Below are 18,806 nucleotides of genomic sequence, written 5' to 3'. Positions count from 1 at the left end.
CGGTGACGTCGCCAGCGGTGTGATTCCGTCGCCAGCAGCCGTCACTGCTTCCAACCGTCACTGCTTCCAACCGGCGCGCCGACGGGCGGCGACCATCGCCGCGACCTGCGTGCGGCGCTGCATGCCCAAGGTCGCGAGGATGACCGTGATGCGGTTCTTGACCGTCTTCTCGGCGATGCCCAGTTCGTCAGCGATCTCTCGGTTGGAGTGACCGTCGCCGATCAGGTCGACGATCCGGCGGTCGGAGTCGGACAGCTGCGGCGTCTCCTCGGCGCGATCGGCCGGCCAGGCCGGCTTCCCCGAACAGATGGTGCGGATCGCCTCGATGATCTCGTGGGATCGGGCGGACTTCAGGATCAGCCCGTCGGCACCGACCGCGCGGGACTCGCGCACCGCGGCGTCGTCGTCGAAGCTGGTCAGCACGAGCATGCGCTGGGCGGGGTCGGCCCGGCGCGCAGCGCGCATGACGTCGATGCCGGTGCCGTCAGGAAGCTGGAGGTCCACCACCAGCACATCGGGCCGGATCGCGGGCAGCCGACGGGCCGCCTCCGCCACGGAGGCGGCCTCACCGACCACGCCGAGGCCGTGACCGGCGTCGATGACGGTGGCGATGCCGCGGCGGACGACCTCGTGATCGTCGACCAGCATCACCCGGATGATGCCCTCCGGCGGCTCGTCCTCCAGGTGCTCACCGCCGGCACTCTCGTCGTCCGATGTCATCTGACCTGGTCCTTCCTCGCCCGGGGCAGGGGACGCTGGCAGCGGGGGCAGTAGAAGCTGCTGCGGGCCTGATGGACGTCGCGACGGATGAGCGTCCCGCATCGCGGGCAGGGCTCCCCATCCTTGCCGTACGCGGCGAGCGACCTCGCGAAGTACCCGCTGCGACCGTCGACGTTGACGTAGAGCGCGTCGAAGCTGGTCCCACCGGCACCCAGTGCCCGTTCCATGACGGCGCCGGCTTCCCGCAGGATCGACAGCGCGCGACGCTGCGTCAGGGCGTTGCCGGGGGTGTCGTAGCGTGTGCGGGCGGCCCACAGGGCCTCGTCGGCGTAGATATTCCCGATGCCGCTGACGACGTCCTGCGCCAGCAGCAGGGATTTCACGGGGGCTCGCCGGGAGCGCAGCGTGCGGGCGATGGCGGGCAGGTCCGCCGCCGGGTCCAGGAGGTCGCGGGCGATGCCGGCCGCGTCGTCGGGGAGCAGCTTGTCGGGGCTGCCGAGGCCGGCGACGGCACCATCGGCAGTCGGCTGCAGAGGGCTGGTCCACAGGCCGCCGAAGATGCGCTGGTCGACCATGTCGATCACGGTGCCGTCATCCAGATGCAGGCTCGCCCGGCGGTGGCGGAGCGGGTCGGGGGCGGGGCCCTCGGACGGCGGCAGGAGGGCGGTCGGTGCCGGGTCGGGGGTGCGCACACGCAGCTGGCCGCTCATGCCGAGGTGGCCCATGAGCGCCTCCCCGGTGTCCTGGCCGTCCGGGTCGGCCAGGCGCCACCACAGGAACTTCCCGCGACGCACCACGGCGGTCAGGCGAGAGCCCACCAGGGCCGCGGCCAGGCGGTCCGCTCCCCCGCTCTGACGGCGGATGATCCGCGGATCGACCACCTCGACCTCGTCGACGACGCGGCCGACGGTGCCGGGTTCGAGGCCGCGACGCACCACTTCGACCTCGGGAAGTTCCGGCACGCCGCTCAGCTCCTCTCAGCCGCTGGGAATGGGGTCAGCCGCGGGGGCGGGTCAGCCGCGAGGTATCAGCGACTCGCCGCGCTCGGCGAGGACCGCGCGCACCGCGTTCTGAGCCGCGGCCAGCTCGGCGTCCTTCTTGGACGCGCCCTCCCCGCTCGCGGAGACGATGCCCTCCACGCTGACCGTGGCCGTGAACACCTTCTCGTGCTCCAGGCCCGTCTCGGTGATCCGGTAGGACGGGGTCACGCCGGTGGCGGCGGCGATCTCCTGCAGCCGGGACTTGAAGTCGTAGCTGGTCTCGAGGAACTCGTCGGACTCCAGCAGAGGCTGCATGAGCTCCAGGACGAACCGGCGGGAGACGTTCTGGCCCAGCGCCAGGTGGACCGCACCGATCACGGCCTCCGTGGTGTCGGCGAGGATGGAGATCTTCGCGCGCCCGCCGGTGAGATCCTCCCCTCGACCCAGCCTCACGTAGGCGCCGAGGTCGAGCTTCGAGGCGATCACCGCGAGCGCCCGGGCACTGACGGTGGCGGCGCGGCGGCGGGCGAGGTCACCCTCGGGCAGCGTCGGATGGGTCGCGTACAGCTGCTCCGTCACCGCGAGCTGCAGCACGGCGTCGCCGAGGAACTCGAGTCGCTCGTTGTGCGGGAGCCCGTCGTGCTCATAGGAATAGGAGCGATGGGTCAGGGCCAGCTCGAACAGTCCCGATTCGCGCAGCTCAGCAGCTTGAGCGGCGTCCAGCGGGAGGGCGTCGAGCAGCCGATCGGCGTCGGCGTGCTCGGTGGCCCGGCGCCTCCGCGCCATCAGCGGCCCTCGCTGCCGGCCGTGCCGCCAGTGGCGTCGGAGCTGTCGGAGCTGTCGGAGCTGTCGGAGCTGTCGGAGCTGTCGGAGCGAGCCGAACCGTCGGAGCCGTCGGAGTCCTCATCGAGGAGGGTCTTCAGCGCGGCCCACCGGTCATCGATGATCTCGTGGCCGTGCTCCGGGTCGTCCTCCATGCGGAAACCGCACTGGGGGCACAGACCGGGGCAGTCCTCGCGGCACAGCGGGCGCTCGTCGGCCTCCATGGCGAGCGCGTCGCGCACCAGCGGGCCGAGGTTGACCTTGTCGCCTTCGAGCAGGACCGAGTCCTCGAGCTCGTCGGCCTTGACCTTCTCGGGGTACATGAACATCTCGTCCAGACGCGCCTCGACGTCCTGGTCGACGGGGTCGAGACAGCGTGAGCACTCGCCCTCGAGGTGGGCGCGGACGGAGCCGTGGGCGTAGATGCCCTCGACGACGGATTCGAGCTCGGCCTCGACAGCGAGGGCGTTGCCCTCGGGGACCTGCATCGCGGCGCCGCCGGCCTCGCGGGCGGGGGCGGCGATGGTGCGCTCGATACGGCGGTGCGCGCCGGGGCGGCCGATGAGGTCGACCGCGTCGAAGCGCAGATCCTCATCGAGCGGCGAGACGGGGACGGTGTCGGAAGACATGGCGTGGCAGTCCTGTTCGTGTCGACGAAGATGAGCGTGGCCGGGAGGACTACTCAGGATACGTCCGCGGCGGCTCGCAGCGCGTCCAGGGACGGTCCCGGGAGCATGTCGGAGACGTCACCCCCGAGGGCGTTGACCTCCCGCACCAGGGACGAGGAGATGTGGGAGTAGGCCGAGTCGGTCAGCAGGAAGACGGTGTCGACACCGGCGAGGTGGTGGTTCATCCGCGCCATCGGCTCCTCGTACGCCAGATCCAGCTGGGAGCGCAGGCCGCGCACCACCGCATCGGCCCCCAGCTCCCGGCAGAAGTCGACCAGGAGCCCTTTGGGCAGGGTGCGGATCTCGACGCTGTCGCTCATCCCGTCGGCCTCCACCGTCTCGGCGATCGCGGTCTTCCGCGCCTCGAGACCGAGGGTCCCGGCCTTGCTGGGATTGTGGGAGACGGCGATGACCACACGGTGGCCGAGGGCAACTGCCCGACGCGTGAGGTCGAGATGTCCCAGCGTGAAGGGATCGAACGAGCCGGGCAGGACGACGGTGCTCATGGCGCCACTCTAGTGCGGCCGGCTCCGGTGCGGCCGGCTCCGGTGCGGCCGGGCCCGGTGCGGCTCGGGACGCCGGCGCGATTCAGGCCTGCTCGAGACTCACCCGGTGGACACCGTCGTCGTCGATCGCGTCGATGGTCAGTCTCCCGTAGGTCTCGGCGAGCTCGCCGGTGCCCGAGCCGGGGGCGATGACGTACTCGAGGACGGGGTCGCCGCCGGCCATCGTCCCGAGCTGCTGGAGGGTCACGCCGCCCGGCACGCCGTCGAGGGTGCCCTCGAAGATCTCGATGGCGACGTAGCCGGCGTTGCCTGTGCCCGGATCGCCGGCGGTGAGCATGGTGCCGTGGCTGGTGCCCTCGAGTGCGCCGCTCCAGGTCTTGGTGAACTCGAAGCGGCCGGCGGCGGTCGGGATCGGCTCGCCGGGGCGCAGATCGATCGTGAAGGTCGCGCTGAGCGTCGTCATGCTCGCAGTATCGCGCAGCGCTCCCCTCGCGGTCACCCCCTTCGGCGCGCGTAACGGGCCGGCGTCTCGCCTGTGATGGCGCGGAAGTCGCGAATGAAGTGTGGCTGGTCGAACCAGCCGAGATCATGGGCGAGATCGACGACGTCCCGCGGGTCACCGCTGTCGAACGCTGCCACGGCGTCCATCACTCGCGCACGCACCAGCATGCGTTTGGGGCCGAGACCGACGAACCGCTCGAACAGCCGCTGCAACGACCGCGTTCCCATCCCCGCTCGTCGCTCCAGCTCTCCGGTGCCGGTGACCTCCGGGTCGGCGAGCATCTCGAGAACGGCGAGAAACCCGTCGAACCCGGGGTCCTCACGCGGCTCCCGGGCGAGGAGGTAGTCATCAAGCACCTCCGCGGCCTCGGTCGCCGTGGGCTCGAGGACCACGGCGGCGGGATCGACGTCGAACCACTCCGCAGCGGGAACGGTGCGGTCACGCAGGGCCGCCAGATCAGCGGCGCGAAAGGCGGTGGTGCCTCCCAGTCGGAATTTGACACCGATGACACTGCCCGTACCGGTCAGCGTCACATCGAACCGTCCCGCGGCGACCGGGCCGGTGATCCATGCGCCGTCACCGTCCATGCCGCTGCGCTGGACTCCGCCACGTTCGACGGTCAGATTGACCGCCGGTTCGTCGAGCGTCGCCACGTGATGGGATGCGCCGTCCTCGAGCGACCACGTGACAGACCAGTACCGCTCGACCCACCGGCTCAGCCGTTCGTCGGGCGCGGCACTGTCGTACGAGGCACGGGCGAGGAACTCCTCCGGTCGCAGGACATGGCCCACCATGTGCGGCGGTGTCGCGTTCATGCAATCGCCTGCATGCTCCATGGCGGCAGTGTGGCAGCTATGACGACGACTGACACGCCCTCCACGGCCGCCGCGCCCGTCGCCTCCCTGGCGATGATCACGCTCGACGCCGCCGAGACCCAGCCGATCGCGCAGTTCTGGTCCGCCGTCCTCGGCTGGCCGATCGTGCACCTGAGCGAGCAGTACGCGATGCTCACCGGGCCGAGCCACGCCCTCGGCATCGGCGCGATCCCCGACTATCAACGGCCCTCGTGGCCGGACGACGGTCGCAAGCAGTTCCATCTCGATCTCGCCGTCGAGGACCTCGACGCCGCGGCGGCGCGCTGCGTGGAACTCGGTGCGGAGCGTCCCTCCCAGCAGCCGGGCGAGACGTGGATCGTGCTGCGTGACCCCGCTGGCCACGCCTTCTGTCTCACCGACGCGGCTGCCTGGGGCTGACTCCTCGCGCGTGGTGCTCGCGCGAGAGCATCGCCCAGCTCATCCCGTCCAGCCAGCGTCCGCTGCGGTGCAGGGACTCCTCGATGAACACGCCCTCGCAGCGCATGCCGATCTTCTCCATGACGCGGCGCGAGGCGAGGTTGGCGGCGAAGCAGCCGGCCTCGACCCGGCGGAGGCCGAGCCCTTCGAAAGCGAGGTCCAGCAGGGCCGCGGCGAACTCCGTCCCGAGGCCCTGTCCCTGGATGGCGGGGTCGAGCACCCAGCCGACCTCGGCCTGCCGGCCGCGGGCCTGCTCGACCATGTCGGTCTGGGACCACGGGTCCTGACGGTCGATCTTGCCGACGGCGACGATGCCACCGTCGCGCCGGCCCACGAGGCTGATGTCCAGACGGCTCTCCCACCGCTGCCGGTGGTCCTCGAGCGTGGTGCTCAGCGTGGTCGTCCACTCCTGGACCTCGGGCCGCCGGTACCAGGGCCAGATCTCGTCCGCGTCCTCGGGTCGGGCCGGTCGGAGCTCGAGGCGGTCGGTGCGGACGGGCCAGTCGAGGTCGTGGAGAGTCGTGGTCACGCTCAGAGGGTAGCGACCGATGGGTTCCGGGCGGTCCCGCGCTCAGCGGGGGTCGTCGCTTGTGGCGGCTGGTGCCGGTCAGTGGTTGTGCGGGTCGGTGGCGTTCACGGCCGCGACCACCTGGGGATAGTCACCGCGCGCCTCGCCATAGCGCAGGAACTTCACCGTCTCGACCTGGATCTCCGTCGCCTCCGGCTGGGTCTCGAGGATCTCCATGACCTCGTCGGCGAACTCGTCCAGTCCCATCGCGGCCTCGTTGTCCTCGTGGCCGGGCATCAGGGCGGTGCGCACGGCCGGCGGCTGCAGCTCGAGCACGTCGATGCCGGTGCCGGCGAGCTGGAGCCGCAGCGACTCCGAGAGCATGTGGATCGCGGCCTTGCTGGCGTTGTACGTGGGGGTGGCACGCAGGGGCACGAAGGCCAGACCGGAGGAGACGGTCATGATCGTCGCCGATTCCTGGGCTCGCAGATGCTCCATGAACGCGGCGATCAGCCGGATGGGGCCGAGAATGTTCGTGGTGACCGTCGCTTCCGCCGTAGGGAGGACGTCCGACGGGTCCTGCCAGTCCTCCACCCGCATGATCCCGGCCATCGCCACCAGCATGTCGAGGTCCGGATGCGTGGCGAGGACCTGCTGCGCCGCAGCGCTGATGCTGGCTGAATCGGACGTGTCGATCTCGACCGTGTCGATCCCGGGATGCTCGGCGGCGATCGACTCGAGCAGCTCGGTGCGCCGCCCGCCGACGATGACGCGGTTGCCCTTCGCGTGCAGTCGCACGGCGAGGGCGAGGCCGATGCCGCTGGTCGCGCCGGGGATGAAGATGGTGTGTCCGGCGAGCACCCGTTAGGGGTACCGCGAAGCACTGTCACTTCTGCTGTTGCCCGAGGCCCAGGTCGTCCTTAGCCCAAGTATGTACAGCATCCGCGACCGTACTCGGGTCATCGAGGTCAACGCTCTTGTATATCAGCCCAACAAAATCTGTTGGCATGCGCTCAATGGACTTATCCTTCAAAAGTAGGCAACGGCGACCCGACATGAGCATTCCCCCAACCTCGATGACAAGGTTATAATTCATGCCTCGACCGCGACGGTCCTCAAAAATAGCGAGCCCGTAGTTGCTTGCCCACATGTGCCCCGATACGTTCCCCCATACGTCGTCTACCATTTGGCGGTCCGAAGCGAGTATGAGGTTCATTCCGTAACCCGAAAGGACGTCGGACGCCGTGCCTAAGGTGCCAGCGACAGGGTCGGGTCCACGCTGATCCTCATCGCTATCAGGAAAGCGCGTCATGCCGAAAACGTTGTTCTCTGGCGGATTGGCGGAAGTGAACTCTGCGACTGGTGCTAACAGCTGGGGTGGGGCAAGGCTGGCAGGCACGAGAGTGTGTCGCCGGTGCCCAAGCTCTGCCCCGGGAGCAAGCCCTTCAGCGACGAGCGCTGGGGCATCATGCCCGATCAAGGCCGACACCTGTTGGCGCCCGATCGGGGTGAGCGACCACCTTCCTCGCGTTGACAAGGAGACGCAAAATCCCTTCCTGCTCAGGGTGGCGAAGACATTAGAAACTTTCGCAGGCTTCGGGATTCGCGCGTCGTCGTACAGGTCGCCGACGTCGGTCGCCGAGAAGTCATTCTGTGCTGAGCGTGCGGCAGCGATAGACGCGAGTACTAGCACCTGGTCCTGCTGAGGCATGCGCTGAACGCGCACGCCGACCGGGTCGTTACTCACTCGCCGTCGCCAGCCTTAACAGCCTTCTTTGCAGGGCGCCGCGTTCGCTTCTTTGGAAGCTCCGTAAAGTGCGACTCAACAGCGGTTGCGCCAGCTTTCGGAACATAGAAGAGGCCGGTATCCGGATTCTTTGCAATATACCCTGAAGTGAGGGCGCTCGTGAAGTCCCGAGGGAAGTTCGCGGGCATGTCTTCGTGAGCAGTGATCAGTTCAGTTTTAACCTGCTCGCGCGAGAATCCGTTGCCGACTCCCTTCATCTTGAGGAGAAAGTATCCTGTTGCGCAAATCTTTTGCGAGAACGTCTTCGGCTCAACTTCGTCAATAAACTCGCGAACATTCGATGGCTGATCTTCTTCATCAGCTTCCAAGTCGGGATCCTCGGCGTATACATCCCCTGTCGTGGCGACCGCTTGATCGCGTACTGGGGTCGCCACACGTGACGGCAGTGACGCCACGCCCCCGAACAGAAGGTTGACCACAGCCGATAGCACCTCCTCGGTGACGGGTCGGGAGATCTGGACACCAGGGCCCGACACTGTCACCGTGCACTCGTTCGTCTGAGTCTGGTCGTCAAGTGGATTCTCTGTCATACATAGAGGATGACACACGTACGACAGGATCTCAACAGTGGCGCCGACATGTGTATGACGCGGAAGCTACGAAACCCTCGCGTGGAGTGTCATGGCAGCACCAGCGGGTGCAGCCCGCCCGCCTGGTGCACGGTGCCGGTCATGGCGATGTAGCGGCCCCGGCTGTACACCTCCAGCCGCGGGGTGCGGCGGCCAGGGGCCTCGTCCAGCAGGCCGAACACGTGCAGCCCGGTGCCCGACATGCTCACCTCCACCCAGGCGTGGTGGTTCAGGTCCAGCACCTGCTGCGCCAGGGGCGACAGGGTGCCGTCCGGGGCGATGCAGTGGTCAAGGTCCAGGCAGCCCACCCCACCACCGAGCACGTAGCCGACGCCGCGACCGACCGCGCTGGCCTCTGCGTCGGCGTACGACCCCCAAGTGCGGCTGTCGACTACCGAGGCTGCACGGGGCCGCCTGGTCTGTAGGGGCATCTTCCGCCCGCGCAGCACGTCCCAGCGGACCCAGCGGTCGGCCTGGCGCATGCGGTAGGGGATGGCCGTGCTGGCCTCGGGGGCCGACGCACGGGGCGCCGCGGGGGCTGCTGCGCGCCGGGCCGGGGCCACCAGCTCCTGCGCCTTGCGCTGGCGGTACGCCTTCACTCGGCAGGCGCTGCTGCAGTAGGTGGCCGGGCGGCCTTGCTTCAGGCTGATGGGGATGGGGGTGCCATCCATCGGGCACGGTCTCACTGGAAGTCAGCCTCCATCTGCGCCTCGATCTGCTGGGCGATCCAGGTGCGGCGGTACCCGCGGGCCGCGGTGCGGCTGATGGCCAGTGCGTCGGCGTAGCCGGTCTCGGCGCCGCCGTCGCGGTGCTCGGCCCAGGCCGACCACACCGACTCCCACAGCGACTCCACCGCGGCGGCGGCCTGCTGGGCCTGCGCACCCTGCAGCTGCACGCTGTGGGTCGTCTTGTCGGCGCTGGCCACCTCCACGTCATACTGCTGCGCCACGGCCTGCGCACCCTGCACGCCCAGGGCGCGCCACACCGACAGCGAGATGCCGCGGTTGGAGAAGGTGACCGTGGCGGTGGGGCCGTCGGCCTGCTCGGCAGCGGGGGCGGGCTGCTCGGCGGCGGGCTGCGCAGGCTCCACCATGCTGCGGTAGATGGACAGCGACTCGGCCCCGGCGCGCTGCGCGGCGGCGGCCTCGTCGGCCAGGGTGTCGGGGACCTGCGGCTTGCAGCAGCTGGCGGGACGGGCGGCCAGCACCAGGCGCGGGGCGGCGTGCTGCACGGCGGGCGACCCCTTGGCGGGCACGCGCTTGCAGGTGGCGCGGTGCAGGCGGGTGCTGCGGGCGGTGGTGACGAGAACGAGGTCAGACATGGCGGGCGCTCCTTGGTGCGGCGGCTATCAGCTGGCGTTCAGCTACTGCACAGCCTACTGTCAGCCGTTACGTAAAGATAGGACTACCTGCGGTTTCCATCTGAGTGGTAGGCCTCAGTAACGAAACAGCCCCGCCACGTGAGAAGACGTGTGCGGGGCTGCTGCTGCGCTGCTGGTGGCCTGGGGAGCTCTCGCCGGCGGCCTGCATCTCCCCAGACCAGCCGATGGTTCTTGTTCCATGCGTCTCTCCGAGCACTATGGGAGCCGTGCCGGGTGGAAACCCGGGGAGGGGGCATGAGGGGTACCCCACACCGGGGCCGCCGGGCTGCTGCGTGCGAGCACGCTAGCAGCCCGGCGGTGTTTCTCAGGCTCCGGTGGTCAGGTGGATGCGCACCAGGGCCGCCGGGGTCAGGAAGCCCCACGCGATGCGCACGGTGGCCCGCACGGCGATGCGATCCGACGTGAAGTAGGCATCACGGGACACGGCCAGGGTGGTGTCCTCCCGGAGCACGGTGAGGATCTGGGAGGCGTCCACCATCCACAGCGTGCCGGGGTTCGCGTGCCGCGTGCTGATCACAGGCACGCCCGCTGCGCTGTCGGTGGACTGCAGCAGCGCCTGGTTGCTGCCGGTGCCCTCCTTCAGCTTGGCCAGGGTGAGCACGTCGCTGGGGTGGGCCAGCAGCGCGGTGGGCTTGCCGCCGTTGTCGGCGGCCAGGGCCTTGGCCTCGTGCAGCAGGTCCAGGCTGGTCAGCTGGCCGGTGTGCACGGTCGGCGTGATGGACCCCAGCCCCTTGGCTGCGGCGGCCTCGGCCCCGGCGCCGAAGAAGCCGGTGTCCACCTGCGTGGTCAGGGCGCGGGCCAGCGACTGCCCCACGATGGCCTGCGCACTGGGATTGGAATCCTCAGCCAGTTCGCGGGAAATGATGGTCAGCCCGCCGAGCTTCTTAGGCACGATTTCGATCTCATCCAGCGTGGGATCACTGGGGGCGATCTCCTCGCCTTCCGCCACCCAGGCTGCGGCCACGTCCTCCACGAGACGGGGTGCACGGAATCGCTCGGCCCCGGTGCGAATGGTGGTGGTCACCCGGCTGTCGAACGCGAGCGCGTTCTCGGTGAGCGGGTCGGTGATCAGTGCCCCGTACTGCGGGGGAAGAATATTGCTGGAACCGTTGGTGCTGGTGAGCATGGTCATAATAAAAGCGCCTCCAAAGACAGGGAATGAACAAAGATGCTGTTCGCTGCTCTCCGTGGCGCCTGGCCTATGAGAGTGCGCCCCGCCTGGAAGCGCTAATGCGATATGAGAATTGAGGGGTGCGGCAGCGCCACCTGGACTGCCACCGCACCCCTCAGCCTAACGGGATTCAGCCCTTGATCGCATCAGCCCACGAAAGGGCCTCCGCCGGATTCTCTATTCCCGTTCCGGTGTGCGGATTGTGGCCCTTCCGAGGAATGGCGAACATTTCCGCGGTGGCGCGCACATCGGCGGCCAGGGCCTCGGGCAGGAACGCCCCGCCCTCCCCGAACCATGCTGCGCGGTCCACCCCGGCGGCTTGCAGCGCCTCGGGCTTCACGCCGCGGTCACCAGCAGCCTGGGCCACCAGGTGGTCCAGCAGCGCGGCCACCTTGGCGTCGGCGGCATCGGCCCGGGCCTCGGCCTCCCGGGCGCGCTTGCGGTAGCCCGCGGCCTCCTTACGCAGCGCACCGACCTGATCGTCGCCAGGGGCGTCGCCGGCCTCGGGGTCGGCGCTGGGGTCGGGGTCAGGCTGCGGGGCCGTCTGGGTCGGCACTGCGTCGGGCTGCGAGACCGAATGCGCGGCCTGCCCCGTCGCGGCAGACAACGTGCCGGAGGTGGACTCCGTAGTGTCGGAATCGGACTCCGAGGGATTCGGGCTCTTCGGGCTGGTCGTACTCATCTTGGATCAGTTCCTTTTCGGTCGGGGTGAGCGGGCGGACGCCCTCTCGCTTCTCGTGATCGGCGGCGGCGGTAGCGGAATCCGGCTCGTAGAACCGGCAGCTGGTGCGGTGCTGGAACGTCAGCCCGTAAAGGTAGGCGCCACCGCACGCCGGGCACGGCGGCAGCGGGATCGGTTGGTCATTCATCCCTTGCTCTCCTGTTCGAGGTCATCGGCGATGTCGTGCAGGCGGTCGGCTAAGGCGCGCAGCCGGTGCGCGTCCACGAAGATTCGGTGCCGGTGATTCGTGACAATGGCGCCAGGCACCTTCACGCCGTCGTGGCGGGTGTAGCCCCACGGCACCACTCGGGCAGGGGTGGGCCGGGTCTTCTTGTCGGGCCGGGGCGGGGGCTGCTGCTGCGGCCTACGCGACCGCGGCACCTGCGCCGGAGTAGGCGGCGGCGTGCTCGTCATCGGCGGGCCTCCCGCCCGCGCAGCCACTCGGCGTTGGAGCGGCGGACGCTGTCGGCGTAGTGCAGGCGCTGGCGCAGCTGGTCGGCATCGGCCCGGGCGGCCAGGCACTCGCCTTTCCAGTACTCGGCGCGCTCGCGCTGGAAGTCGGTGCGGCCTTCCTCGGCGTCCAGCAGCATGTCGGCCCGCTGAATCAGGGCCGCGAACGCCTCCTCATTCTGTGCCAGGCGGTTCTCCACTTCGTCCAGACGCTTGACGAGCGGAATGATCACAGGGTGGTCGTTGGTGTTCACTTCTTCTTCTTTCTGTTGCGGATGAGATATGCATGGCGCTGCGCGGCGGTCTCCCCGCCCCACACGCCTTCGGGTTCAGCAGCGGCGCGGGCGTAGTCGCGGCACGCGGCCTGCAACGGGCAGTGCCCGCACCGCGCCACCGCACGCCGCTGCGGGTGGGAGCGCTTGTCGAACCAGTCCTCGGGCGGATACGCCTGGCACGGGATGCGCTCGTGGTGCAGCTGCTCGAAGCTCCACAGCAGCCCCTGCCACGCGGGCAGGGCGGCCTCGGGCACCAGGGCCGACGCAGCGACCTCGCGGTGGGCCTTGCGGCTCATGGGCGCCACCGGGCTTCGGCATCGGCCACCAGGTCGGCCACGCGGAAGGCCTCGTCGGTGCCGACGTGGTCGGCCAGGCCGTCAACGGTGGCCTGGTCCAGGCGGCGCACGGCGGGGTCCAGCGCCTGCAGCAGGTCGGGGCCGTAGGGGGTGCCCGGCAGCGTGAAGGCGGCCTCCACCCCGTAGGTGGCCCCGCCGCGGACCTGCACGTTGCGCTGGATAATCACGCGGGTGAACGGCCCGGGGTCTGATTCCTCATTCATCTTGGTGTCCTCTCGGGGTTGGATTTGTTCTTGGCCGACGCACGCCGGGGGCGGTCGGGGGTGGCCCCGCCCAGCCACGCCGCCCCTATAGGGGGGCGGCGCGGCGGCGTGGCACGGCGGCCCGGTACGCCGTACCGCGCGAACGGGCCGCGGCGTGCTGTGTGCGCTGGTGGTGGTCGGGTTCTGCTGCGCCACGCCGTGCCACGCCGCCACGCGACGGCGTAGCAGCGCGCCGCGGGTACGCCGCGGGGTGACGGCGTGCCGTTTCCCCAGGTGGGCATTACTCACCGGGCACCTCCCCAAAGGAGTCCACGGCGGCCTTTCGCTGCGCCTGCGCGGCACGTACTGCGCCCCGCGGGTACGGGCAGCCGTTGGCCTTGGCGTGCTCCCAGGCGCGGTCCCCGCCGTGCGTCGGCGGTACCTGCTGCGCGTCCAGCCAACGGCGTGCGGCGGCTGTCTGGTCCTGCTGCGGGTTGCGCCCGGTGGACCACGTCAGCACGCCATCCACTTCCCGGCGCTCAAAGGTGAGGATTTCCAGGTCGCCGCGCATTCGCCCCTTCGTCGGGGTGAAGTCGAACGTGCCCGGCCCGGCGTTCTTGGTGGGGGCGATCACCCACTGCGCGTCAACGTCGTCAATCTTGGAAGAGGAGCCACGCGAACGGGATTTGTCCTGGTGGCCGATGTTGTCCATCCGCAGCACGGTGAGTCCCCGCGCCTTCAGCATCAGGGCGGTGTGCTCGTAGTAGGCGCGCCAGGTGTCGCTGTCGTTCTCGGGGCCGCCCACCATGCGCTGTGCGCTATCCAGAACGACAAGGTCTTGCCGGTGCAGCTCGTAGGCGTCGATGATCGCGCCCAGCTCCCGGCGGCCTTCGGGGGTGTCCAGGCTGGGCAGGGCGTCGGGCAGTTCCAGCGGGAAGAACCATCCATCCAGCACGCCCACGTTCTCGTGCGTGAATCCCAGAGATGCCAGGCGCTCGATGTAGTCGTATTCGCCGTTCTCCCAATCCACGTACAGCACGCGGCGCCGCTGGGGCACCTGCAGCCCCGCAAAGTAGGCGTCACCCCGCGCCACCGCCACGGACAACGACAGCGCGAACAGCGACTTGCCCAGCCCCGCCGGGGCGATCAGCGAGGCCGATGCCTCGGCGGGCAGCAGGTCCTGCACGACCCAGGGCCGTGGCGGGCGGTCGGGATGCAGCAGGGCGCGTAGGTCCTTCAGCGGGTACCGCGCCCGCACCGCGGCCAGCTGGTCGCCAGACAGACCCTGGTCGGGACTGGCGGCCCCGGCGCTCTCGGCCGGACCCAGGTCTGAGAAGCCATCCAGCGAGTCGCCCTGGTCCCGAACCTTCGGCGTCAGGGCACGATCCCCGACCCACGACACTGCGCTGTTCCACTTGCGGCGCACGTGGGAGTCGGGAAAGCCGCTGTCCCGCGGTGCGGCGCGCTGCATCTCAGCACCGGCGCGCTCCAACGGGAACTCGTCCGGCAGTGCGTTGCACACGCCCACCCCGCGGTTGAACGCCCGCAGCACCAGCCCCTCCCAGCCTTTACCGAACTGATCGGTGGCACCGATGGGCATGTCGGCGGCGGCGGCCAGGTCGGCCAGCGCACCGCGGTAGGCAGCCCGCAGCCACGCGGTCTCGGTGGGGGTGTAGGTGTCGCGGGGGACTTCGTAGCCGTCCCGTGCACCGGCCTCGGCGGCGTGCTGCGCAGCGTGCAGCGCATTGGCTACGGGGGTGGGCAGGGGCACCGGGGCGCGGTCGTCGGTCACGGTGTACACAGCCCCCGACCAGTGCACCGACCCCGGCCCCACCACGTACCCGCGGAAGCGCACGTCCACCGTGGGCGTGGGCTTGCCCTGCGTGAACTCGTGCGTCCCGGCCAGGTAGTAGCGGTGCTCGCCCTGTGCGGTGGCCACGGTGTAGGTGGGCGGCAGCTGCACGGCGTAGTCGGCGGCCCAGGCGTCCAGCGCGCCGGGCGCGTCGCCGTCCAGGATCACCAGGCCGTTGGCCGCGGCGAGGATTCCGTAGTTGGCCCCGTAGCCGTCCGGCCCGAACCACCCGCGCACGCTGCGGGGCGCGCTGGTGGCCTGCGTGAGCCAGTGGAATCCTTCGCGGGGGTTCTTCCCGGATTTATCGTCACCCTTTACGGGTGGCTCCACGGGGAGCAGCTTCCAGCTGCGAGCTGTTGCGGCCAGCGCACCTGTAAGCGGAGTATCGGAATCCCCTACCTCCGCGGTATGCTGAAGGCCATTCATGGGCATTACCTCTGCGCCCCTGCTGGTCTCATTCCCGGCGGGGGCGTTCCCATGTGGCGGCGTCACTTGGCACTCCGGGGCGCCAGCATGGTGGCCAGGCGGCTGCGCTGCTGGTCGGTCAGCGGGGGAGCGGTCTCCAGCGCTTCCTGAATCCAGCGCTCCAGCTTGGCTTCCTTCAGGGTGCGGCGGGCTTCCTCGACGTTGCCGCCGGTCCGGGCCGCCACGCCGAGAGCGGCCACAGCCCCGCGCACGGGGTCAACGTTCTGCCTGCGGGTCTTCGCCACAGCGGTACTTCCTTCGTGAACTCCTTTCGCCAGGTACTCGTGGTTTCCGGCGGGGCCGGGCGGGGACTTGGAGCTTTCCCGCGTGGGCAATACTCTGGATTGCCCTTGTCGTTTTAAACCTTTGGCGTGCTTGGTGACACTGAAACTGTACGTCTCCGTATCGGGGTGGCAATCCGCTCAAAGTTAAATGACGTTACACAGCAGCCCCTGCGACGGCGTTGTCCCAGGTCAGATGCAGAATCCCCACCTGCTGACAGGCGGGGATTCCGGTTGCACTTTAAAATGTTCGTGTGCACTACTGCGGGCGGTGCCAGTCCGGGCGCAGGCGAGCCGGGTCCCAGCCGTTGCCGCTACCCCTGGGCAGCAGCGTGAACGTCACCAGCTGCTGCAGCACGGCGCGCTGCACGTCCAGAGGCTGGTCGGCCCATGCGTCGGCCACGGGCACGCGGGCGGCGTCCTGCGCGAAGGCGGCCAGCGCAGGCGAGGGCATGGTCCGCTGGATGGCCTGCTCCGCCTCCGCGATCTGCGGGCGCAGCCGCGCCGTGATGCGCGCCAGCTGGTCGGCCTCAATCACGCCGTCCGCGTAGTCGTCGGCGGCGCGGTCCAGGCGGGCACGCAGCCCGGCCAGCTCGTCCGCCGCAGCCTGCGCAGCATCCTGGTCCTGCGACAGCAGCACCGGCCCATCGGCCTGGCTCAGCCGTCGCACCACCAGGGCGGTAACGGCCTCGTCAACGTCGGCGGCCTTGGCCCGCGTACCGAAGCACTGTGCGCAGGCGTAGGTCCACGGGCGGCGGCCCCCGGTGCCGTCCTTGCGGGTGAACTTAGGTCCGACCTGCGACCGCATACGCGCCCCGCACTTGCCGCACAGCAGCAACCCCGACATCAGGTAGCGCACCTCGGTGCCGCGGGCGGTGCGTCGGCTGGGGTCGCGCAGCAGCGCCGTCAGCTGGTCCTGCTCCGACTCGCTCAGGATCGGCGGCCATTGCCCCTGCGCCACCACCGTGCCGCGGTAGGTGCGCCGCCCCGCGTTGCGCTCGCGCAGCAAGACCTGGCGCAGCACTGTGCCGTTCCAACGGGTGCCGTTGGGCGTGGGCACGCCGCGGTTGTTCAAGTCGGCGGCAAGGCTCCGTAGCGTCTCGCCTGCGAGGGTGCGGCGGGCCAGCTCCTGCAGCACGGGGGCGGTGTCGGGGTCCAGCTGCTCGGCGCCGTCCACCACCTTCCAGCCCCAGGCGCTGCGCCCGTGCCGCTTGCCCTCCTGCGCCCGCTGCAGCACAGCGCGCTGCACGCGCTCGGCGGTGCGCTCGGCCTCGGCAGCATCCCACGCGGCCAGGGTGCGGGCCACCGCACGGCCATCGGCGGTGTCCAGCCGGTAGTCACCCGACACCACCGTCTTGATCTGCACCCCGTGCTGCTCCACCAGGGCGATCAGGTCCTCGTTCTCAAGCGGGCGGCGCGTCAGGCGGCTGGTGCTGTACGCCAGCAGCGCGGCGAACTCCCCAGCCTTGGCGCGGCGCAGCATGTCGGCGTAGGCGGGGCGGGGCTTGCGGCTGCGGGTGCTGGCGCCCCGGTCATTGTCGGAGAACACCTGCGCCACGCTGTACCCCAGGCGGGCGGCCAGCGCACGGCAGTCCTCCTCCTGCCTGCGCACGCCTGCTGCGTCCTTGGTGTCATCGCGCGAGATGCGCACGTAGATGGCCGCTGACCTGGGGTTACTCTCCATGCAGGCATAGTACCCCTAACGCCTGTGTGCCCCGGTGATGTTCATGGTCTCGAGTCTGTGCGGTCGTGCCGGCCCGCACCAGGCCGCGCTCATCGGGGGATCAGCGATCCCTGGTTGCGGCGGGCTCGAGGGGGCGATACTGCGGAGACAGGCAGGACGCCGACGGAAGAGGCTGCGATGGAGGAAACTGCGATGGACAGGGCTGGTGTGGACCGAGCCGCCCTCGCCGAGTTCCTCTCGCGCCGACGCGCCTCCCTGCTCCCCGCGGATGTCGGGCTCGGCCCGGGCGCGCGGCGTCGGATCCCCGGTCTGCGCCGCGAGGAGGTCGCGCAGCTGGCGATGATGTCCACCGACTACTACACGCGCCTCGAGCAGCGTCGCGGTCCGCAGCCGAGCACCCAGATGCTCTCCTCCCTCGCCAGGGCGCTGCGGCTCAGCGCCGATGAGCGGGACTATCTTTACCGGGTGGCCGGGCACCCCGCCCCGGAGCGGATGCCGCAGGAGGACTACGTCGCCCCGCAGCTGATGCGGGTTCTGGACCGTCTGCAGGACACGCCGGCGCTGATCCTGTCCGCACTCGAGGAGGCACTGGTCCAGAACGGCCCGGCCACCGCCCTGTTCGGCAGCACCGGTCACCTCACGGGCTGGGAGCGCAGCGCGATCTACCGGTGGTTCGCCGACCCCTCGCACGGGCGGGCGATGTACCCGGCGTCCAATCACGAGCGTCAGAGCCGGGCGCAGGTCGCCTCGCTCCGTGCCGCCTACGGGGCATGGGGTCCACGGTCCCGGGCCGCCGAGCTGGCCGCGCTGCTGCGCGAGCGCAGCGATGAGTTCGCCCGGTTGTGGGAGGAACACATCGTGGCGCAGCGTTTCGCGGACCACAAGGTGCTGCTGCACCCGCAGCTCGGCGAGATCGAAGTGGACTGCCAGGCCCTGTTCACGGAGGACCGTTCACAGGTGCTGCTGGTGCTGACCGCTCCCCCGCACAGCGAGGCCGCGGGCAAGCTCGACCTGCTCGCTGTGCTCGGCACTCAGGAGGTCTCGCCCGGCTCCGACGACGGCCCGCCGAACTGGAGCACGGTCTCGCCGTAGGCCTTGGTGCCGTCGTCCGCCCAGCCGTCCGGCCAGGCCAGCTCTCGTGAGCGGCGGGAGCGTTCGACGACCACGAGCGCGTCGTCGCTGAGCGCGGGACGCAGCGTGACCAGCAGCGCCTCGAGGGTCTCGGTGGTGACTGCGTAGGGCGGGTCGAGGAAGATCAGCGAGTACCCGGCACCGGACGGTTCCAGGTGGGCGGCGATGCTCTCCGCCTTCCCGGGTCGCACCTCGCAACGGCCCTCGAGGCCCAGCTCGGCGGCGGTGCGGCGCAGCTGCCGGGCGGTCGGGGCGTGGGATTCGACCAGCAGGGCGGCCCGGGCGCCGCGGGAGAGGGCCTCGAACGCCAGAGCACCGGTGCCGGCGTACAGATCCAGTACGCGGGCTCCCTCGATCGCGTCCCACCCGTCCAGACGCGAGAACAGCGCCTCGCGCACGCGGTCGGACGTCGGCCGGGTGCCCTTCCCGGGCGGCCCGGGGATCGTGCGGCCTCCGAGACTGCCGGCGATGATCCGCGGCACG

General features: G+C 69.9%; 25 protein-coding genes. 2 read left to right on the top strand and 23 right to left on the bottom strand.

Annotated features, from left to right (window positions below; translation table 11 throughout):
• Positions 1-57: 57 nt before the first annotated feature.
• The 7 genes from ACFQRJ_RS02025 to ACFQRJ_RS01995 all read right to left on the bottom strand — a co-directional run bounded on the left by ACFQRJ_RS02025 (position 58) and on the right by ACFQRJ_RS01995 (position 4,992).
• A complete protein-coding gene (locus ACFQRJ_RS02025; RefSeq protein WP_377017260.1) occupies positions 58-648 on the bottom strand; it encodes a response regulator in 591 nt (196 codons plus the stop codon).
• 68 nt (positions 649-716) lie between these two features.
• Positions 717-1,682, bottom strand: a complete 966-nt coding sequence (mutM, locus tag ACFQRJ_RS02020; protein WP_377016504.1) for a bifunctional DNA-formamidopyrimidine glycosylase/DNA-(apurinic or apyrimidinic site) lyase — start codon at positions 1,680-1,682, stop codon at positions 717-719.
• A 51-nt stretch (positions 1,683-1,733) separates the two neighbouring features.
• Positions 1,734-2,486 (bottom strand): ribonuclease III, encoded by a 753-nt coding sequence (gene rnc, locus ACFQRJ_RS02015; protein ID WP_377016502.1) that lies wholly within the window; start codon positions 2,484-2,486, stop codon positions 1,734-1,736.
• On the bottom strand, positions 2,486-3,151 hold the full coding sequence (locus tag ACFQRJ_RS02010; RefSeq protein WP_377016500.1) for a YceD family protein: 666 nt from the start codon (positions 3,149-3,151) through the stop codon (positions 2,486-2,488). Before ACFQRJ_RS02010 ends, rnc begins: the two co-directional genes overlap by 1 nt.
• A 53-nt stretch (positions 3,152-3,204) precedes the next feature.
• Complete coding sequence (coaD, locus tag ACFQRJ_RS02005) at positions 3,205-3,696, bottom strand: pantetheine-phosphate adenylyltransferase (protein ID WP_377016498.1); 492 nt, start codon at positions 3,694-3,696, stop codon at positions 3,205-3,207.
• 82 nt (positions 3,697-3,778) lie between these two features.
• Entirely contained in the window at positions 3,779-4,159 is a 381-nt protein-coding gene (locus tag ACFQRJ_RS02000; protein WP_377016496.1) for a DUF3224 domain-containing protein, read from the bottom strand.
• 32 nt (positions 4,160-4,191) lie between these two features.
• Entirely contained in the window at positions 4,192-4,992 is an 801-nt protein-coding gene (locus tag ACFQRJ_RS01995) for a DUF6597 domain-containing transcriptional factor (RefSeq protein WP_377017258.1), read from the bottom strand.
• 60 nt (positions 4,993-5,052) lie between these two features.
• Here ACFQRJ_RS01995 and ACFQRJ_RS01990 point away from each other — a divergent pair, with 60 nt between their 5' ends.
• Positions 5,053-5,451, top strand: coding sequence for a VOC family protein (locus ACFQRJ_RS01990; RefSeq protein WP_377016494.1), 399 nt, complete (start codon positions 5,053-5,055; stop codon positions 5,449-5,451).
• On the opposite strand, the gene ACFQRJ_RS01985 is transcribed toward ACFQRJ_RS01990, so the two are convergent.
• The 15 genes from ACFQRJ_RS01985 to ACFQRJ_RS01915 form a co-directional block, all read right to left on the bottom strand.
• The gene (locus tag ACFQRJ_RS01985) at positions 5,426-6,019 is read right to left on the bottom strand and encodes a GNAT family N-acetyltransferase (protein WP_377016491.1); all 594 of its coding nucleotides are present in this window, start codon (positions 6,017-6,019) and stop codon (positions 5,426-5,428) included. The genes ACFQRJ_RS01990 and ACFQRJ_RS01985 overlap by 26 nt on opposite strands.
• A 78-nt stretch (positions 6,020-6,097) precedes the next feature.
• Positions 6,098-6,859 (bottom strand): SDR family oxidoreductase, encoded by a 762-nt coding sequence (locus ACFQRJ_RS01980; RefSeq protein ID WP_377016489.1) that lies wholly within the window; start codon positions 6,857-6,859, stop codon positions 6,098-6,100.
• A 25-nt stretch (positions 6,860-6,884) separates the two neighbouring features.
• Positions 6,885-7,745: a hypothetical protein gene (locus ACFQRJ_RS01975; protein ID WP_377016487.1), complete on the bottom strand. Its 861-nt coding sequence runs from the start codon at positions 7,743-7,745 to the stop codon at positions 6,885-6,887.
• A complete protein-coding gene (locus ACFQRJ_RS01970) occupies positions 7,742-8,335 on the bottom strand; it encodes a hypothetical protein (protein ID WP_377016485.1) in 594 nt (197 codons plus the stop codon). Before ACFQRJ_RS01970 ends, ACFQRJ_RS01975 begins: the two co-directional genes overlap by 4 nt.
• Before the next feature lie 89 nt (positions 8,336-8,424).
• Entirely contained in the window at positions 8,425-8,973 is a 549-nt protein-coding gene (locus ACFQRJ_RS01965) for a hypothetical protein (RefSeq protein ID WP_377016483.1), read from the bottom strand.
• An 83-nt stretch (positions 8,974-9,056) separates the two neighbouring features.
• Positions 9,057-9,695, bottom strand: a complete 639-nt coding sequence (locus tag ACFQRJ_RS01960) for a hypothetical protein (protein ID WP_377016481.1) — start codon at positions 9,693-9,695, stop codon at positions 9,057-9,059.
• A 364-nt stretch (positions 9,696-10,059) separates the two neighbouring features.
• Positions 10,060-10,881, bottom strand: a complete 822-nt coding sequence (locus ACFQRJ_RS01955; protein WP_377016479.1) for a phage major capsid protein — start codon at positions 10,879-10,881, stop codon at positions 10,060-10,062.
• 175 nt (positions 10,882-11,056) lie between these two features.
• The gene (locus ACFQRJ_RS01950; RefSeq protein ID WP_377016477.1) at positions 11,057-11,608 is read right to left on the bottom strand and encodes a hypothetical protein; all 552 of its coding nucleotides are present in this window, start codon (positions 11,606-11,608) and stop codon (positions 11,057-11,059) included.
• Between the two features lie 183 nt (positions 11,609-11,791).
• Entirely contained in the window at positions 11,792-12,061 is a 270-nt protein-coding gene (locus ACFQRJ_RS01945; protein WP_377016475.1) for a hypothetical protein, read from the bottom strand.
• Positions 12,058-12,351, bottom strand: coding sequence for a hypothetical protein (locus tag ACFQRJ_RS01940; protein WP_377016473.1), 294 nt, complete (start codon positions 12,349-12,351; stop codon positions 12,058-12,060). The genes ACFQRJ_RS01945 and ACFQRJ_RS01940 overlap by 4 nt, the downstream gene beginning before the upstream one ends.
• A complete protein-coding gene (locus tag ACFQRJ_RS01935; RefSeq protein ID WP_377016471.1) occupies positions 12,348-12,668 on the bottom strand; it encodes a WhiB family transcriptional regulator in 321 nt (106 codons plus the stop codon). Before ACFQRJ_RS01935 ends, ACFQRJ_RS01940 begins: the two co-directional genes overlap by 4 nt.
• Positions 12,665-12,931 carry a hypothetical protein gene (locus tag ACFQRJ_RS01930; RefSeq protein WP_377016469.1) on the bottom strand — a complete coding sequence of 89 codons (267 nt, stop codon included), beginning with the start codon at positions 12,929-12,931 and terminating at the stop codon, positions 12,665-12,667. Before ACFQRJ_RS01930 ends, ACFQRJ_RS01935 begins: the two co-directional genes overlap by 4 nt.
• 280 nt (positions 12,932-13,211) lie before the next feature.
• Positions 13,212-15,188 (bottom strand): AAA family ATPase, encoded by a 1,977-nt coding sequence (locus tag ACFQRJ_RS01925; RefSeq protein ID WP_377016467.1) that lies wholly within the window; start codon positions 15,186-15,188, stop codon positions 13,212-13,214.
• A gap of 62 nt (positions 15,189-15,250) precedes the next feature.
• Complete coding sequence (locus ACFQRJ_RS01920) at positions 15,251-15,472, bottom strand: hypothetical protein (protein ID WP_377016465.1); 222 nt, start codon at positions 15,470-15,472, stop codon at positions 15,251-15,253.
• A gap of 295 nt (positions 15,473-15,767) precedes the next feature.
• Positions 15,768-17,192, bottom strand: a complete 1,425-nt coding sequence (locus ACFQRJ_RS01915; protein ID WP_377016462.1) for a recombinase family protein — start codon at positions 17,190-17,192, stop codon at positions 15,768-15,770.
• A 207-nt stretch (positions 17,193-17,399) separates the two neighbouring features.
• Between ACFQRJ_RS01915 and ACFQRJ_RS01910 the strand changes: the two genes are divergently transcribed.
• Positions 17,400-18,284, top strand: coding sequence for a helix-turn-helix transcriptional regulator (locus tag ACFQRJ_RS01910; RefSeq protein WP_377017256.1), 885 nt, complete (start codon positions 17,400-17,402; stop codon positions 18,282-18,284).
• On the opposite strand, the gene rsmD is transcribed toward ACFQRJ_RS01910, so the two are convergent.
• Complete coding sequence (gene rsmD / locus ACFQRJ_RS01905; protein ID WP_377016460.1) at positions 18,224-18,805, bottom strand: 16S rRNA (guanine(966)-N(2))-methyltransferase RsmD; 582 nt, start codon at positions 18,803-18,805, stop codon at positions 18,224-18,226. The genes ACFQRJ_RS01910 and rsmD overlap by 61 nt on opposite strands.
• Position 18,806 lies beyond the last annotated feature (1 nt).

Origin of the sequence: Brachybacterium sp. GCM10030252, from assembly GCF_042666535.1 — a bacterium.
Classification (GTDB): Bacteria; Actinomycetota; Actinomycetes; order Actinomycetales; family Dermabacteraceae; genus Brachybacterium.
Note: the sequence above shows the minus strand (reverse complement) of the source record. Positions and strands in the feature narration are given on the sequence as shown.

Excerpts from the sequence above, each read along its gene's own strand:
- ACFQRJ_RS02025 (WP_377017260.1), bottom strand. The coding sequence starts at position 648 with ATGCTGGTCGACGATCACGAGGTCGTCCGCCGCGGCATCGCCACCGTC.
- rnc (WP_377016502.1), bottom strand. The coding sequence starts at position 2,486 with ATGGCGCGGAGGCGCCGGGCCACCGAGCACGCCGACGCCGATCGGCTG.
- ACFQRJ_RS02010 (WP_377016500.1), bottom strand. The coding sequence starts at position 3,151 with ATGTCTTCCGACACCGTCCCCGTCTCGCCGCTCGATGAGGATCTGCGC.
- coaD (WP_377016498.1), bottom strand. The coding sequence starts at position 3,696 with ATGAGCACCGTCGTCCTGCCCGGCTCGTTCGATCCCTTCACGCTGGGA.
- ACFQRJ_RS02000 (WP_377016496.1), bottom strand. The coding sequence starts at position 4,159 with ATGACGACGCTCAGCGCGACCTTCACGATCGATCTGCGCCCCGGCGAG.
- ACFQRJ_RS01995 (WP_377017258.1), bottom strand. The coding sequence starts at position 4,992 with ATGGTGGGCCATGTCCTGCGACCGGAGGAGTTCCTCGCCCGTGCCTCG.
- ACFQRJ_RS01990 (WP_377016494.1), top strand. The coding sequence starts at position 5,053 with ATGACGACGACTGACACGCCCTCCACGGCCGCCGCGCCCGTCGCCTCC.
- ACFQRJ_RS01970 (WP_377016485.1), bottom strand. The coding sequence starts at position 8,335 with ATGACAGAGAATCCACTTGACGACCAGACTCAGACGAACGAGTGCACG.
- ACFQRJ_RS01960 (WP_377016481.1), bottom strand. The coding sequence starts at position 9,695 with ATGTCTGACCTCGTTCTCGTCACCACCGCCCGCAGCACCCGCCTGCAC.
- ACFQRJ_RS01955 (WP_377016479.1), bottom strand. The coding sequence starts at position 10,881 with ATGCTCACCAGCACCAACGGTTCCAGCAATATTCTTCCCCCGCAGTAC.
- ACFQRJ_RS01950 (WP_377016477.1), bottom strand. The coding sequence starts at position 11,608 with ATGAGTACGACCAGCCCGAAGAGCCCGAATCCCTCGGAGTCCGATTCC.
- ACFQRJ_RS01945 (WP_377016475.1), bottom strand. The coding sequence starts at position 12,061 with ATGACGAGCACGCCGCCGCCTACTCCGGCGCAGGTGCCGCGGTCGCGT.
- ACFQRJ_RS01935 (WP_377016471.1), bottom strand. The coding sequence starts at position 12,668 with ATGAGCCGCAAGGCCCACCGCGAGGTCGCTGCGTCGGCCCTGGTGCCC.
- ACFQRJ_RS01930 (WP_377016469.1), bottom strand. The coding sequence starts at position 12,931 with ATGAATGAGGAATCAGACCCCGGGCCGTTCACCCGCGTGATTATCCAG.
- ACFQRJ_RS01925 (WP_377016467.1), bottom strand. The coding sequence starts at position 15,188 with ATGAATGGCCTTCAGCATACCGCGGAGGTAGGGGATTCCGATACTCCG.
- ACFQRJ_RS01915 (WP_377016462.1), bottom strand. The coding sequence starts at position 17,192 with ATGGAGAGTAACCCCAGGTCAGCGGCCATCTACGTGCGCATCTCGCGC.